General features: G+C 36.5%; 15 protein-coding genes. 6 read left to right on the top strand and 9 right to left on the bottom strand.

Features of this window, described 5'->3' with window-relative positions; all coding sequences use genetic code 11:
• The first annotated feature begins 135 nt into the window (after nucleotides 1-135).
• Nucleotides 136-408 (top strand): DUF3917 domain-containing protein, encoded by a 273-nt coding sequence (locus AC1DMU_RS23725; RefSeq protein WP_000636592.1) that lies wholly within the window; start codon nucleotides 136-138, stop codon nucleotides 406-408.
• A gap of 48 nt (nucleotides 409-456) precedes the next feature.
• Here AC1DMU_RS23725 and mscL read toward each other — a convergent pair whose 3' ends face one another.
• The 4 genes from mscL to AC1DMU_RS23705 form a co-directional block, all read right to left on the bottom strand.
• The gene (mscL, locus tag AC1DMU_RS23720; protein WP_088064584.1) at nucleotides 457-864 is read right to left on the bottom strand and encodes a large conductance mechanosensitive channel protein MscL; all 408 of its coding nucleotides are present in this window, start codon (nucleotides 862-864) and stop codon (nucleotides 457-459) included.
• Between the two features lie 128 nt (nucleotides 865-992).
• Nucleotides 993-1919: a Gfo/Idh/MocA family protein gene (locus AC1DMU_RS23715; protein WP_088064583.1), complete on the bottom strand. Its 927-nt coding sequence runs from the start codon at nucleotides 1917-1919 to the stop codon at nucleotides 993-995.
• Between the two features lie 154 nt (nucleotides 1920-2073).
• Nucleotides 2074-3204 carry an RNA-guided endonuclease InsQ/TnpB family protein gene (locus AC1DMU_RS23710; protein WP_088064582.1) on the bottom strand — a complete coding sequence of 377 codons (1131 nt, stop codon included), beginning with the start codon at nucleotides 3202-3204 and terminating at the stop codon, nucleotides 2074-2076.
• A 743-nt stretch (nucleotides 3205-3947) separates the two neighbouring features.
• Nucleotides 3948-4163, bottom strand: a complete 216-nt coding sequence (locus tag AC1DMU_RS23705) for an ankyrin repeat domain-containing protein (protein WP_088064581.1) — start codon at nucleotides 4161-4163, stop codon at nucleotides 3948-3950.
• 149 nt (nucleotides 4164-4312) lie between these two features.
• On the opposite strand from AC1DMU_RS23705, the gene AC1DMU_RS23700 reads away from it, so the two are divergent.
• The 3 genes from AC1DMU_RS23700 (at nucleotide 4313) to AC1DMU_RS23690 (ending at nucleotide 6851) form a co-directional block, all read left to right on the top strand.
• Nucleotides 4313-5767 (top strand): sensor histidine kinase, encoded by a 1455-nt coding sequence (locus AC1DMU_RS23700; RefSeq protein ID WP_088064580.1) that lies wholly within the window; start codon nucleotides 4313-4315, stop codon nucleotides 5765-5767.
• Nucleotide 5768: 1 nt separating this feature from the next.
• Complete coding sequence (locus tag AC1DMU_RS23695; RefSeq protein ID WP_088064579.1) at nucleotides 5769-6458, top strand: response regulator transcription factor; 690 nt, start codon at nucleotides 5769-5771, stop codon at nucleotides 6456-6458.
• A 123-nt stretch (nucleotides 6459-6581) separates the two neighbouring features.
• Nucleotides 6582-6851, top strand: a complete 270-nt coding sequence (locus AC1DMU_RS23690) for a hypothetical protein (protein ID WP_088064578.1) — start codon at nucleotides 6582-6584, stop codon at nucleotides 6849-6851.
• Nucleotides 6852-6957: 106 nt separating this feature from the next.
• On the opposite strand, the gene AC1DMU_RS23685 is transcribed toward AC1DMU_RS23690, so the two are convergent.
• The 5 genes from AC1DMU_RS23685 to acuA all read right to left on the bottom strand — a co-directional run bounded on the left by AC1DMU_RS23685 (nucleotide 6958) and on the right by acuA (nucleotide 10944).
• Nucleotides 6958-7371, bottom strand: a complete 414-nt coding sequence (locus AC1DMU_RS23685; protein WP_000660174.1) for a VOC family protein — start codon at nucleotides 7369-7371, stop codon at nucleotides 6958-6960.
• 68 nt (nucleotides 7372-7439) lie between these two features.
• Nucleotides 7440-8312: an alpha/beta fold hydrolase gene (locus AC1DMU_RS23680; protein ID WP_098133575.1), complete on the bottom strand. Its 873-nt coding sequence runs from the start codon at nucleotides 8310-8312 to the stop codon at nucleotides 7440-7442.
• Nucleotides 8313-8486: 174 nt separating this feature from the next.
• Nucleotides 8487-9653 carry an acetoin utilization protein AcuC gene (gene acuC, locus AC1DMU_RS23675; RefSeq protein ID WP_000092828.1) on the bottom strand — a complete coding sequence of 389 codons (1167 nt, stop codon included), beginning with the start codon at nucleotides 9651-9653 and terminating at the stop codon, nucleotides 8487-8489.
• Nucleotides 9650-10294 carry an acetoin utilization AcuB family protein gene (locus AC1DMU_RS23670; protein WP_000634566.1) on the bottom strand — a complete coding sequence of 215 codons (645 nt, stop codon included), beginning with the start codon at nucleotides 10292-10294 and terminating at the stop codon, nucleotides 9650-9652. The genes acuC and AC1DMU_RS23670 overlap by 4 nt, the downstream gene beginning before the upstream one ends.
• Before the next feature lie 17 nt (nucleotides 10295-10311).
• Complete coding sequence (gene acuA / locus AC1DMU_RS23665; RefSeq protein ID WP_063222474.1) at nucleotides 10312-10944, bottom strand: acetoin utilization protein acetyltransferase AcuA; 633 nt, start codon at nucleotides 10942-10944, stop codon at nucleotides 10312-10314.
• A 176-nt stretch (nucleotides 10945-11120) separates the two neighbouring features.
• On the opposite strand from acuA, the gene acsA reads away from it, so the two are divergent.
• Nucleotides 11121-12839, top strand: a complete 1719-nt coding sequence (acsA, locus tag AC1DMU_RS23660) for an acetate--CoA ligase (protein WP_016130337.1) — start codon at nucleotides 11121-11123, stop codon at nucleotides 12837-12839.
• Between the two features lie 85 nt (nucleotides 12840-12924).
• Complete coding sequence (locus tag AC1DMU_RS23655) at nucleotides 12925-13482, top strand: maltose acetyltransferase domain-containing protein (RefSeq protein WP_000845594.1); 558 nt, start codon at nucleotides 12925-12927, stop codon at nucleotides 13480-13482.
• Nucleotides 13483-13506 lie beyond the last annotated feature (24 nt).

Here is a 13506-nt window from a genome sequence, read left to right as displayed (position 1 = left end):
GAGTATATGGCCTATTGGTGACTTCGCTATAAAATGGTATTGTTCCTTGTTATATGTCACATAAGTGCAAATTTAACTATTATAGGGCAATGTCATGTATAATAGAAAGAAAAGGCTTGTGAGGGGGGAGAAGAGATGATCGTTCTTTGGATAATTACGCTTTGTATGACTGCTATTTTTGCATATATGACGTTAAAACAAAATGGCTTAAAGCGATTTGTTCCAGGAAGTATTCTTGCAGGAATTGCCCTTATCACGTATGTAATTTCTATTTTTATTGAAAGTGTATCAGTGGACATGAGCACAAGTTTAATGTTCATGGGTATTACACTATTTGCAGGTAGTATTATGGTACTTATGGTTGCAGGTATTATTTTATTTATTCATATGAATTCGGAAACGTTATAGAATATAGAAAAGGCATGTCCCGAGGGGCATGCCTTTTTATCCGTTCAATTATGCTCTATCTTTAGAAGAATTTTGTTGTTTTAATAAGTCGCGAATTTCGCTAAGAAGAACTTCTTCTTTTGTTGGTTCTGGAATTTCTTCTGTCTTTTCTTCTTCTTCTTCTTCTCTTTTAGATGTTAGTTTGTTGAACACTTTAACGAACATAAAGATAGAAGCTGCAATAATTAAGAAATCAAAAATAGTTTGGATGAAGTTACCATACATAACAGCAGATTTACCATATCCAAAATGTAAATCTGTAAAGTTAACGCCACCTAATACCATACCAAGTAATGGTGTGATAATATCTTTTACTAAAGAACTAACGATTTTACCAAATGCAGCACCGATTACAACCCCGACAGCTAAATCGATTACATTCCCTTTGAATGCGAATTTTTTAAACTCGTTCCACATGTGTTAATCCCACCCTTTCCACGATTCAATATGAAATTTATAATTCCTATCAACATATTCTATAGAAATTTGTGAGAGAAATAAAGGGGAAATGGGAATGAAAGTAAATTCTGAAAAATGTATCCGTTTTAAATTTTGTTTACATTCTCCAGTAGAGATTGCAGCAGTTGCTGCGTTTTTAATCCTTCTAATCCATCTACAACAGGCTTTGTATCTCCTTGTACACATTCAATAAAATGATGAACAGCATCTTCAAAACCACGTTGTTTTAACGTCGTATCCCATGATGGTGAACCAATCTGAGAAACTGCATTTTCCTGCTCAACTTCAAATGTGTTCATATTTTTTACGCGAATGATTTTACCTGTCGTTACAAGTTCAATTTGTTCTAAATTTGTACCGGCGTGGCGATGCATTGCGGTAGAAAGTAACAGTCCACTTAGCGTTGTATATGTGTGATGTCCGTAAAGAAGTTCATTCTTTTCATTTATTTGCATCATATTATGAACGACGTTAAGATCATCATTAGCTAACCAGCGAGCAGTATCTACAATATGTAAGTAATCATCTAACATAGTAAAGTCGTACGTATATGGCCCCACTTTATTTGTGCGGTGTTTTTCAATTCGAACCCATGAAATATTATGAGCTTGCTCTTTTGCAGCAACATACATAGGAACGAATCGGCGATTAAATCCGACCATTAACTTTCTGTTATGCTTTTCGCTCAACTCGACTAGTTGCTCAGCTTGTTCCACTGTAGCTGCTAGCGGCTTATCAACATAAACGTCAATTCCTTTTTTCAGAAGTTCAGAAACGATTTCATAATGTGTAGCAGTTGAACTATGGACGAAGATTGCATCACATTCTGAAGCCAACGTTTCAATAGAATGAAAGTCTTGAATGCGGTATTGGTGGCAAACTTGTTTCCTTTTCTCCGCGTTAGGTGTAAACGCCCCTACAAAATTCCAATCTGTTTCTTTTGTAAGTGTTGGAAGATAGGCCTTTTGCGCAATACCTCCAAGTCCAATCATCCCAATTTTAGGTTTATTCATGTTTATTCCCACCGATACGATAAACTTAACTAAATCTATACAATTCAATCAAATTTACACAAGTTAGTGCTTCATCGTGTTCTCGCAGCCCCAAAGGGACGAGGGGTATAACACTCCACACGAGGCAGTATCGTTACCTCCTATTATCAAGCATTTATTTTACCCATCTTGATAAATTTATCGACGCATTTACATCCCTATCGTGATGGCTATTGCACCCAACACAACACCACTCACGTATTTTTAAACTCCACTGTCCTTCCGGTTGAACTGAATGGTTGTATTTTACTCCGCAACATGAACAAATCTTGCTTGAGGCGAACCATTTATCAGCTTTTACATACGCAATGCCGTACTTCTCGCACTTGTATGACAAACATTGAAAGAAGAAGTTTAATTTTTGAAAGGAAAGTGCCTTCGATAGTTTTTTGTTTTTTAACAGGTTTGAGATAGGTAAGTCTTCCACAACAATTCTCCTTGGTTTGGTTTTCACCAATTTAGCTGTTGCTTGATGGATATGGTTATTTCGGATATTCGTAATTTTCCTAGATAACCGCAGGTGCTCAGTTTTAGCTTTTTCATATCCGGCAGATTGAATTTTTACACCTTTTTTAAATCTCCTAGACATATCTCTTTGCGCTGACTTTTTCCTTCTCAAAAGTTTTTTAACCTTGGCATCTTTGTTTATATTTCGTTCTCTCGTACCATTAGAAGCTACAAACAGCTCTTTTAAACCAACATCCACACCAATCGACTCATTGGTTAGTTCTTGGGATTCAAAGTTTTCTTGGAACCCTACACTCATCCACCAGTGACGACCATCAAAGGTAACTCTTGGATTGGATGGTTTTTTGTTTCGTGGTAGTTGTTGGCTTGTTTTCACTTCTCCAATGGACTGAATATAAACTACTTTCTTTCCTATAATCAGTCTTTCATAATTGGCATAAAATCCTTGAATTAAATCTTTTTTGGATTTATAAGAAGTGTGATAACCATTTTTGTACTTTTTGAACGAATGTTTCCTCGCCGTATCAAAATCTTTTGAAGCCTGTTTAGGAACTTGTGCATTAATGTCTTTTAACCACTCATATCTCTTTCGCTTCTTGATCTTTGTAAATCGTTTCTGTAAAGCTAACTGTGAAACAGATTTTCCAAATAGCTTATAATATCTATCACTCATTCTTTTACAATAGTTATAAGCAAATCTTGCAGCACCAGCATGGTTTCTAAGCACTTGTTCTTGTTCAGGCTTTGGAATCAGTCTGACTTTCTTCGCCAATATCATCAGAATTTAACTCCTTTACTGTGCGAATATTCGAGCACTTATCTTTTAGATAACGAAAGATTGATTCTTCTGAATGGCAGCGTGTTCCACCAGCATTCTCCTGAGACTACTCGGATACAAACCTGTTAATTTCGATACTTGACTAACTCGTGAAAATTTCATTATTATTCTCACCTCATTGAACCTAACATAGCACATACGTTCGACAAGTTCAATGAAGTTTGATAGATTCAATAAAATTTATCTTGTTCAACTAAGGGCGCAATTCCTTAGCCAGTTCTCTTATGAACTTCTCATATTTTCACATGAGCGCAGACTATATGTTTATCTCTTTAGAGATAGAGGATTTTTCCACCACCATAGGCTTGTGGTGTACTCTCGTCAGTTATACGAGATAGTCGTTGAACGTTCATCTTATCACTTTTGACTTAGATGATTCGAGGCGGAAGACCCATTGTTCTAGTGTTTAGGATTTAACCTTGCACCATCTGATTGATTTTTTCTGCTTTCGCAACATTCACGCTCACCATTTCTAGCCACGTTGTAGTTCAATCAGCTTTAGGGATTGCCCGCAGTTAACCCTCACTACTAGCCAATCACTTGACTAGCAGGGCTTACTGATATATTTAATTAACTTTGGTTATAATTTGTTAAATAAATCGTAACAGTTAGTTACCCTATTAATATTGATGTAACGGCTTAAATGTAGCATAGGGTGGGAGAGAAAGGCAAAAATTAGCTTTTTACTTACGTCCTTCTAACAAAATCTTCTCTATCTCTTCAAAGTTATGAGCGCGAGCATGCTCTAACGGGGTAACACCATCGTTGTCTGGAATATTTACATCAGCACCGTGTAGCGCTGTCTCCATGCTTGTCATCTCCTTTTTAACTTCTTGTTCTTGTGAGCAACCTTGTAAAAAAATTACGCAACATAACATGCTTAATGTTTTTTTGAACATGGAATTTCAACCTCCTCATTTCAACTGTAAAAGAAGAACATTAAATTTTTATAAACTGACGCTAAAATTACTATAAAATCGCTTGAGTATTTGAACATATATTTTTATGCTTATGAATAACATGGTTTGTTAAAGTGAGGATGTAACATATGTCTATTAAAACAAGATTTTTATTCTCTTATATCGCTGTTATTCTCGTTTCCATCACGCTCATATTAGTCGCGGGATTTTTAATTGTTTTTTCTATAACAGGAGACTTGGAATCAGTGAAAAATTTCTATAAAAGTTCCTATATTCAAAAGCCGCTTACGCCAGAAGAAGAGAATACGTATATTGAATTGAAATTAGCGGCAAAGAAAAATCAATCACAACTATTAGATGAATCGTTCGTTTCATCACTTGAAAAAGAAGGGGTGAAAATAGTTGTAAGAAAGGGAGAAACCATTTCTTATGCTACAAAAATATTTGAAGGTGTATCTTTAAAAGAAGCCATTCCGAAATTTGAATCAGCAAATATTAATAGTCGTGGTACAACAGAACTAGGCGATACATTTTATCGATATGTAAAATTTGATTTTTATTTTCCCGGAGATGAAGAAGGGAGTATATTTGTACTAAAAAGGCAAAGTTCATTTGTAGATCTTACACAAAAATTATTTCCAATTTTATTCGTAGCACTTTTACTGTTAGCGATATTACTCATTGGATTAGTAAGTTATTTCGTCTCAAGAAGTGTGATAAAACCAATTTTTGTGTTGAAAGATGCGACTGGGAGAATTAAAGAAGGGAATTTAGATTTTCAAATTCCAGTTACATCCCATGATGAAATCGGGCAATTAAATCAAGGGTTTGAGGAAATGAGAAAGAAATTAAAAGAGTCGATAGAGATGCAAACGCAGTATGAAGAAAATCGAAAAGAGCTCATTTCCAATATATCTCATGATTTAAAAACACCGATCACATCTATTATCGGATATGTAGAAGGCATAGAAGATGGAGTCGCAAATACGCCAGAGAAAATGGATAAGTATTTAACGACCATTCATACGAAGGCAAAACATATGGATACACTTATTGATGAGCTCTTTTTGTTTTCGAAGCTTGATTTGAATCGAGTTCCCTTTCAGTTTGAAACGATAGAGTTAAACGTGTTTATGCAGGAATTATTAGAAGAGATGCAGATGGATTTAAGTGAGGAAGGTATAGAAGTTTACTTACAATTACATTCATCACCACTATATGTAACGGCTGATTGCGAAAAGATAAATAGAGTGATATCAAATTTAATTCATAATAGTGTGAAATACATGGATAAAGAAGAGAAGAAAATTACTGTAACAGTATTGAGTGATAACAATAAAGTTATTGTGAAAGTGATGGACAATGGGGCAGGTATAGAAGCTGATACGCTGCCGTATATATTTGAGCGGTTTTATCGTGCAGAGCAATCGCGAAATTCTAGCACAGGTGGAAGTGGACTTGGCTTAGCGATAGCGAAGCAAATTGTTGAAGAACATGGCGGAGAAATTTGGGCGGAAAGTAATCTTGGGGAAGGTACAAGTATTTTCTTCTCATTGAAAAAAGTACAGGAATGTGGTGAGTAGAATGAAGAGAATTTTACTAGTAGAAGATGAAATAAGTATTGCAGAATTACAGCGAGATTATTTAGAAATTAGTGATTTTCAAGTCGATGTAGAACATTCAGGAGAAGTAGGTCTACAAATGGCTCTTCAGGAAGACTATGATTTAATTATTTTAGATATTATGCTTCCGAAAATGAATGGTTTTGAAATTTGTAAACAAATACGTGCTATAAAAGACATTCCAATTTTACTTGTTTCAGCAAAGAAGGAAGATATAGATAAAATTCGGGGACTCGGTTTAGGAGCGGATGATTATATAACGAAACCGTTTAGCCCGAGTGAATTAGTAGCAAGAGTAAAGGCGCATATTTCTCGTTATGAAAGATTATCAGGAAATGTGAGTAAGCAACGCGATACGTTATACATTCACGGAATTTCTATTGATCAGCGAGCAAGAAAAATTTTTATAAACAATGAAGAAATCGCGTTTACAACGAAAGAATTTGATTTATTAACATTCTTTGTAACAAATCCAAACCAAGTATTAAATAAAGAACAGTTATTTGAACGTATTTGGGGACTAGACTCAGCTGGCGATTTAGCCACTGTCGTTGTTCACATTAGAAAGCTACGTGAAAAAATTGAAAGAGATCCTGCTCACCCGCAATATATTGAAACAGTATGGGGAGCTGGTTATCGCTTTAACGTGTAATGTACCTGCCGAGTAATTGGTAGGTTTTTTATGTTATTCGAACGAAAAGAGAATAATAGGTAATTTATGTTAAAATATAAAGAGAGATAAAACATAGGAGAGCATGAGAGGGCGTGCTACATTTTGGGAGATACATTAAAAGATAATAAATTAAACAAGGCTTTAAAGATTGGAAAGAATATCGTACTTATCTTATTAATTATCGGTGCAATACAAATGTTTTATGATGGAGATTCTACGAATGATCATTTCGGTTGGTTATTTATGATGGTCTTTTTTGGAATTAAAATAATTTCTAGTTTTATGATAAGTTTAAAAGAAGGAGATAAAAAGGCAGTATTACTTGATGTAGGTTTAATGATTTTTTTGTTCTTCTTGTTGTTTCTAGTGTGAAATATTTCTTTTGAAGGTTAATATATTCATTAACGAGGCTTTAATGGAATAAGCCTCGTATCTTTCTATGTTATTTAATACTTACGTCTGATTGTAAAAAATCACTCTATATTAGGTATTTTTCTTTGAAAATAGGACTTAATTCACTCCAAACATCAAATTTATTACCATCTAAATCATAAAAAACAAAATTCTTCCCAGCATGCCCTCTGTTTTCAATCTCTCCAACTAGAATTTCCTTTTCAATAAATTCACTATGAATTGATTCTAGTACATGTAATCCGTTAACTTCGAATGTTATAGAAAAGCGTTCTTCACCGTGAAAATCAAAAAAATTTAAGGTTTGATTATCTTGGGATTTAACTAGAAAAAAGCTTTGATTTGCAAAGTTAATAATAGCTTTGTCTTCGTCTTTAAAGTTCAACTCTGCTCCCAATTTATTTACATACCAGTTTAAAGAAAGCTCTACGTTGGTAACTGGAATATAAGTCGTTCCAACTCTTAATAATTTTTCTTTCACCCTATTTTCCTCCTTTAGCAAAACAGCACTAATAAACTTGTTCTCTCTTCCTAGACTTATTGCCTTTGTTAGTCCTTAATTTTCTTTTTAATCCCAAAAAATTCTTGAGTAATAGAAGTAAACCGACTGGATTCTTCTAAAAAAGGATAATGGTTACTCTCCTCAAATATCACAAAGATAGAATTACGTATGCCATCATGCATCTCAATAGAATACTGAATTGGGCACTGTACATCATGTCTTCCGCATATAATAAGTGTCTTTGTTTGGATGGAAGGTAAATGCTCTCTTAAATCAAATGAAGGATATTCATTGGCGAAAGCATTCATCCGGCTAGCGGACATTGCTTTTTGGATTGGTTTACAAAAATAAGAGTTGTAGTTTTCTGGTTTATACAATGATAATTTTGTCCTCTTAGTAGATAGTTCTTTCCGTTCTTCACTTGTAAGGTGAGGGGTTTTTAAGTTTTCGATGAGCTGTTGCATATAATGAAACTGAGGATGTGCTGGGTGATAAATGCAAAATGGTGTTTCGGTATAATTACTTGCTGCAGCTCCGGCCACGACTAATGATTGTAAGGAATTTGGATATGTAATTGCATATAAAAGTCCAAGCATACCGCCTGTTGAGTGACCAGCGAAATGCCATGTTGGGAGTTGTAAAGCTTCCCGTATTGCTTCTAAGTCGTGAACGGTTTCAATCATACTTAATTCTTTTTCTGAATTGGCTTTTGCTGAGTTACCAGCATCTCGTAAATTAATGAGGAATACACGATGCGTAGCAGTGAAAACATTCGCAAAGTAATCACCAGTTTCATTAAATTGTGAATAGTGATGTGTAATGCAAAGCGGTTCGCCATTTCCTTTTGTAAAGATTTCAAATGTGCCACGTTTCGTGTTGATTATTTGTTGTGTCCACATAATATCACGACCTTTTCTCATAAAAGTTGGACCACTTAATTATGAAATAAAATATATCAGCGATTTTCGAAATATATCGGCGGTTATTAAAATATATCAGCGAATCTCAAGATATATCGACTTACCGACAGAAACCGACAATAATAGCAAGCTATAAATAAAAGGAGGCTATTCAAAAACGAGCCTCCTTTTCGTTTAGTACAAAGATTTTGTCATATTATTCCGAATTATTTCAAGGGATTTCGTTACAGTTAATGCGTTCTTTTCTTCAATTTCTGGTTTACGGGGGATCGGTTTATACATGTTGTCTGGATCTTCCCATGTGAGGGGAAGTTCTGTTTCAGCTTGTCCTTTCCAAGCGTCAATCCATTCTGGAGGGAGATAACCTGAGATGTTTTGGATGTTGTTCATTTCGAGCCAAATGAGTGCCCAAGCTCTTGGGACGACGCGCCAGTGGTCATAGCCACCGCCGCCGACAGCGATCCAGCGACCTTCGCAATATTCATTAGCGATTTCGCGAGCGAGCTTCGGTATTTCACGGTAAATATTCATCGTTGCGCAAAGGTGTGTAAGTGGGTCGTAATAATGTGCGTCAGCGCCGTTTTGCGTTAAAATAATATCCGGTTTAAAGTATGCGGCAACTTCTTTTACGACAGTGCGATATGAATTTAAAAACGATTCGTCTTCTGTAAAGGCATCGAGTGGAACGTTAAAAGAATAACTATAGCCATTACCTTGTCCGCGTTCATTTACAGCACCAGTTCCAGGGAATAAATAACGCCCAGTTTCATGTAGTGAAATGGTGCATACGTTAGGATCGTCGTAAAAAGACCACTGTACACCATCACCGTGATGAGCATCTGTATCAATATATAAAACACGTAAACCGTATTTTTTCTGTATATATTTCATTGCGATGGAACTATCGTTATAAATACAAAAGCCAGATGCCTTGCCGCGGAAGCCATGATGTAAGCCACCGCCTAAATTAAGCGCGTGTTTTACTTTCCCGGAAAGAACAGCGTCGACAGCAGTTAACGTACCGCCAACGAGTAATGCGCTTGCTTCGTGCATATTTGGAAACATCGGTGTATCTTCTGTTCCGAGTCCATATGTCATCGCAATTGATTTTTCTAACTTACCTTCTCCAGCACGTTTTACCGCATTTATGTACTCCTCTGTATGAACGTAGGCGATCTCTTCATCTGTAGCCATCCGTGGTGAGATGATTTGGGAGGGAGAGATAAAACCGCCCTTTTGTAATAAATCATACGTAAGTGTGACGCGTAGTTGGTTAAAAGGATGATCAGGGCTAAACGAATAGCCCCGAAAGTCATCCGAATAAATAAACGCGCTACTCATGCTTGCATCCCCATAATGTTCGGCCATAATACGCGGTAGCCTTCTGCTTCAAGTGCATCAATCACTTTTAGCGGATTCATCGTTTGAATGCGGAAAACGAGTACTTTATCATTCTCATCTTTTGCTGGATAGACGAGAACGCTCACGATATTTATTTGCAAATCACTAAAAATAGCAACGACTTTTCCAAGAATCCCAGGTTCGTTTTTTACTTGAATTTCAATTTGTGAACTTGGTTGATGTGCTCCTGTTAATTTTACTAACGTGTGCAGTACAGTAGATTCAGAAATGATTCCAACTAGCTTGCCAGCCTTTGTAACAGGGAGACAGCCAATTTTATTTTCAAAAAATAAAGTAGCAATTTCTTCAACGAAATCGAGAGGATGGCAAGTCATTACAGGATGTTTCATAATAAGTTCAAGTGGTTGCTTCAGCATATCGAGTGAAACTTGTTCATCTAAAATAGACGGACTTGCATCTCTTACATCCCGATCAGAAATAATGCCTACGACATGATTATTTTGATCGACAATTGGAATGTGCCGAATGCCTTTCGTGCGTATCGTTCGGATTGCTGTTTCGATTGTATCGTTTGGATGTAGTGTCACCACATCTTGATTCATAATTTCTTCTACAATCATTCCAGTTGCCCCCTTTATTAATACATAAAACGATTGTGAAAACGTAGACGATCAAATGCTTGAATAGAATCCGTATCAACGCGTTTACCGATGCGGACCATTAAACAGTTAGCAGGATGTGAACAAATTTCAGGATCATCTGTAGCCATCCATTGTAAGCCACCAGCATTCATCATCTTTTCCATTACTTTTCGGTACTCCCAAACATTTAAGCCTGTTTGTTTTAAATCCCAGTGCCAATAATATTCAGTCGTCAATATAATGTAATCTTCCATATAATCGTCCATCATTGAAACTTCTAATAAGTTCTTTCCGACAGCGCAACCGCGGAAGGCGGGGACAACTTCAATTGCCCCGAGTTCAATTAAGTTTTCAATCTTTCCTTCTGACCATCGTTCGAGCGGATCAGGATATAAGTATGTAACATATCCAACAATCGTTTGGTCATGTCTTGCAATAATGAGACGAGCTTCTGGTAATTTAGAAATTTCGACAATTGCTTTATATTGCTGCTCGGCAGGACGAAACGCAACTAAATCCGGATGAAATTCATACATTTCTAAGTTATGTGTAGAGACAGGACCTTCAATAATTAAAGTGCCTTTCGCTGTTTTTAAGTTTCTAGCATTATATATTTTTTTATGAATCAATGTATTACTCACCACCTTGAGGGTTTGTGAATCTATTAATATCGTACTTTATAATATATGCGATGTGAATCGAAATTTGTCATTAAAAATTTGTCTAAAAATCAACAAATATACTGAAAATTTTAAATAATATCATTATAATAGATAATAGAATACATAGGAGGGGGATGTAAAGTATGAAAGTAGAAACGCTTCCTGTCATTAAAGGAGAAAATAATTTGCCGAATTATGATGAGGCATACGCGAATTTTAACTGGGAAGAGGTTAATAAAAACTTTACTTGGAATGAAACAGGCCGAGTAAATATGGCGTATGAGGCAATTGATAAGCATGCGAAATCCGATCGTAAAAATAAAGTAGCCCTTTATTATCAAGATGGATCGCGAAAAGAGAAATATACATTTAAGGAAATGAAGGATTTTTCTAATAAAGCAGGAAACGTCCTGAAAAATTATGGCGATGTAGAAAAAGGCGATCGCGTTTTTATTTTTATGCCGCGTTCTCCAGAATTATATTTTGCACTTTTAGGTGCAGTGAAATTAGGAGCAATCGTTGGTCCGCTATTTGAAGCATTTATGGAAGGCGCAGTTCGCGATCGTTTAGAAGATAGCGAAGCGAAGGTGTTAATTACAACTCCTGAATTGTTAGAGCGCGTACCATTAAATGATTTACCTGCTTTAAAAACAGTCTTCCTTGTTGGAGATAATGTAGAAGAAGGCGGTAAAACGGTAGCGTTCAATCCTTTATTTGAACAAGCTTCAAAAGAATTACATATTGAATGGTTAGGCCGTGAAGATGGTTTAATTCTACATTACACGTCTGGTTCTACCGGTAAGCCAAAAGGTGTGCTTCATGCGCAAAATGCAATGGTGCAGCACCATCAAACGGCGAAATGGGTATTAGATTTAAAAGAAGACGATGTATATTGGTGTACAGCTGACCCAGGCTGGGTAACTGGAACAGCTTACGGTATTTTCGCACCGTGGTTAGTTGGGGCATCAAATGTTGTTTTAGGTGGCCGCTTTAGTCCAGAAGCGTGGTATGAAGCACTGCAAGATTACGGTGTAACAGTTTGGTACAGTGCGCCAACAGCGTTCCGTATGTTAATGGGAGCTGGACAAGACGCAATTAAAAAATATGATTTATCACAAGTTCGTCACGTATTAAGCGTTGGTGAACCGTTAAATCCAGAAGTAATTCGCTGGGGTATGAACGCATTTGGACTTCGTATTCATGATACGTGGTGGATGACAGAAACAGGTGGACAAGTTATTTGTAACTACCCTTGTATGGAAATCCGTCCAGGTTCAATGGGTAAACCAATTCCAGGTGTGAAAGCAGCGATTGTTGATAATGAAGGAAATGAAGTTCCTCCATACACAATGGGTAACTTAGCAATTGGTAAAGGTTGGCCAGCGATGATGCGTGGAATCTGGAATAACCAGCAAAAGTATGAATCTTACTTTATGCCGGGAGATTGGTACGTATCAGGTGACTCTGCTTATATGGATGAAGATGGATACTTCTGGTTCCAAGGGCGTATTGATGATGTAATTATGACGTCAGGTGAGCGAGTTGGTCCGTTTGAAGTAGAAAGCAAATTAATCGAGCATGCTGCTGTTGCAGAGGCTGGTGTAATTGGTATTCCTGATCCAGTGCGCGGAGAAATCATTAAAGCATTTATCGCGCTTCGAGCAGGATACGAACCATCTGATGAATTAAAAGAAGAGATTCGTCAATTTGTAAAGAAAGGCCTAGCAGCTCATGCAGCGCCAAGACAAATTGAATTTAGAGATAAATTACCGAAAACGAGAAGTGGTAAAATTATGCGCCGCGTATTAAAAGCGTGGGAATTAAACTTACCAACAGGTGACTTATCAACGATGGAAGATTAAGAGAGGAAGGTCTGAACGAAATAACGTTCAGACCTTTTTTTATGTTATTATTAACTTATATATATAAGTTAAAGGGGGTAATAAAATGAAAACAGAAAAAGAAAAGATGATACTAGGAGAAATGTACATACCAGCTGATCCAGTTTTAGTTCAAGAGAGGGAGCAAGCTCGTATATTAACGAGAAAATTAAATGAAACGCCAGAAGTACAATTAAAAGAGCGTAGCGAAATCGTAAAAGAACTATTCGGAACGACTGGAGATAACATTCATCTTGAATCTTCTTTTAGATGTGATTATGGCTATAACATTCACGTTGGCGAAAATTTTTACGCGAACTTTGACTGTACCATTTTAGACGTATGCCCGGTGACAATCGGAGTGAACTGTATGTTAGCTCCAGGAGTTCACATTTATACAGCAACACACCCGCTTGATCCAGTAGAGCGCATAAGCGGATCAGAATACGGGAAACCAGTTACAATTGGTGATAACGTATGGATTGGCGGAAGAGCGATTATTAATCCTGGTGTAACAATTGGAGATAATGCGGTGATCGCATCTGGCGCCGTTGTAACGAAAGATGTGCCGGATAATGTAGTAGTTGGCGGAAATCCTGCGAAGATTATTAAAAAAATAAAATAATATTTGAACGAAGTGCCTTCCTCG

It is taken from the genome of Bacillus sp. 01N45, from assembly GCF_056399205.1.
Note: the sequence above shows the minus strand (reverse complement) of the source record. Positions and strands in the feature narration are given on the sequence as shown.